This window comes from Sulfitobacter sp. G21635-S1, from assembly GCF_027213915.1.
GTDB lineage: Bacteria > Pseudomonadota > Alphaproteobacteria > Rhodobacterales > Rhodobacteraceae > Sulfitobacter.
In genome coordinates this window covers 1-1645 of sequence record NZ_JAPWGV010000067.1, presented here as the reverse complement: position 1 = coordinate 1645, position 1645 = coordinate 1, and the positions used below count along the sequence as shown (strand labels likewise).

The following is a 1645-nucleotide window of genomic DNA, read 5'->3' as shown; positions in this document are numbered from 1 at the left end:
ATGATCTGCGCGCTGGCAAGGTCCAGATCGCTGACGCTCAGACATAGATGCGCCAGAGCGCCGGTGACGACAGCCTGTCCCGGGATCGCGCCAACGCCCTGCATCGGGATCGCGGCGTTCATGTCGAAGAGTTCGATCCAACTCCGGGCATCGGCACTTTGCATCATCACCGCGGTGTCGATCCTGTATTCAGGCAGGTGCCAGTGGTGCACCTTCTGATATCCAAGCGCCTCAAAGAAGGTCACGGTCGCAGTCAGATCTTCCACCCGCAGGGCGATGTGATGCAGACCCAGGAAGGGTTGATTGGTCATGGGCGTCTCAGGGCGGTCTGTCTGGGTTTGTGCGGTGATGGTCATCGGACATTCCTTTGAGAAGTTGAAACACCCATCTCAAAGCCCGCTTTTTCTTTTCAGATTGGTAGAAGGCCCCGTCCAAACCTGCCCGAACAAAACAGTTCCAATAGTCCGCTCAGCGGGACGAAGCGGAAATTCGCTGCGACTGCGCCAATGTCGGCATTCACATCTACGAAACCGATCCACCCTTTGCCAACGCCCGCAGATATGCCTCACCCAATTCAATCGCGCTGGCCGAGGCGGGGACGGTTTCCTTGCCCGAGGCGTCTGTCTTCTTGCTCCAGAAATACCGTCCCTTGCGGCGGGCGAAGGCGTAGATCTTGATCTCGTCCCAGTCGGAATGCAGCGTCACGTTCACGCCCCTGGCGCCACGATAAAGGCTGGCCTTGGTCTTCACGCCTGCCAGCCGCATCAGTTCCGCATCGTAGGCGTCGACCAGCTCTGCCGCCTTGCGTTCCTTGAACAGCGCATCGAAATCGGGGTGCGACGGGTGGATGAAGCGGGCATGCGACAGCGCGTCGAGGATCGCGGTGCCGAGCTGTTCGGCATCGGCATCGGGGGGCAGGACATGGCGGATGCCTTCGGGGTCGGGCAGAGCGCCACGGTAGCAGACCTTGGATTCGATCAAATAGAATTTGGTGAACGCGTTCGCGGTGACGCTGAAATGTTCACGCGCATCTCCGTTCGGTAGATTGTGATAGCTGCGATCCTCGCTCATCCCGTCACCTCCACAATCATCTCTATCCCCAAATCCTCAGCCAAGTCGACCGCCCGCCGGATTTGCGACATTTGTTCCGGCGAACCTTCGGGGACGGCCAATTGAAGAACGCGAGCCTCGACCTTGCCGGGATCGATCAATCCTTCTCCTCCGTCAAACTCCGCCAAGTCTCGCAGATACTGACTTAACGTACCGTAAATCTGCGATGGCGAGGTTCGGTAGGTATAGGCATCCAAATCAAGCGTTTTCACGCTGGTCGCCTGGCCTCTCTTATTTGCTACTGGGAACAGTTACGGAAGAGATGCACATGGGCCAGTCTGACAATTCTGACATAGCCGCCAACGGCTACCGGACGGTGCAGCACCAGAACCGTGATGCGTTGAAAAGCTGGTGTGACCTCGCCGCGGGTCTGGACACCGTGCGGGGGCAGTGGAAAGCGTCGATCATCGTCGCGCTGTCCGAAGGGGCCGCCGGGATGCCGCAGCTGCAAAAGCGCTTGCCGGATGCCGACCGCCGCGTGCTGGTGCGGGCCTTGCGACAGCTTGAGGCAGATTTGCTGGTGACCCGGTCCGGG

4 protein-coding genes are annotated in these 1645 nt (G+C 59.3%); 1 reads left to right on the top strand and 3 read right to left on the bottom strand.

Translation table 11 applies throughout. From position 1 onward, the window contains the following. The 3 genes from O4H53_RS26900 to O4H53_RS26890 form a co-directional block, all read right to left on the bottom strand. A partial coding sequence (locus O4H53_RS26900) for a VOC family protein (RefSeq protein ID WP_269368065.1) occupies nt 1–356 on the bottom strand: 356 nt, incomplete at its 3' end. Nucleotides 357–522: 166 nt separating this feature from the next. Then, the gene (locus tag O4H53_RS26895; protein ID WP_269368062.1) at nt 523–1071 is read right to left on the bottom strand and encodes a contact-dependent growth inhibition system immunity protein; all 549 of its coding nucleotides are present in this window, start codon (nt 1069–1071) and stop codon (nt 523–525) included. Next, nucleotides 1068–1361 carry a hypothetical protein gene (locus O4H53_RS26890; protein ID WP_331284259.1) on the bottom strand — a complete coding sequence of 98 codons (294 nt, stop codon included), beginning with the start codon at nt 1359–1361 and terminating at the stop codon, nt 1068–1070. Before O4H53_RS26890 ends, O4H53_RS26895 begins: the two co-directional genes overlap by 4 nt. Before the next feature lie 17 nt (nt 1362–1378). Between O4H53_RS26890 and O4H53_RS26885 the strand changes: the two genes are divergently transcribed. After that, a partial coding sequence (locus O4H53_RS26885; protein ID WP_269368060.1) for a winged helix-turn-helix transcriptional regulator occupies nt 1379–1645 on the top strand: 267 nt, incomplete at its 3' end.

Excerpts from the sequence above, each read along its gene's own strand:
- O4H53_RS26895 (WP_269368062.1), bottom strand. The coding sequence starts at position 1,071 with ATGAGCGAGGATCGCAGCTATCACAATCTACCGAACGGAGATGCGCGT.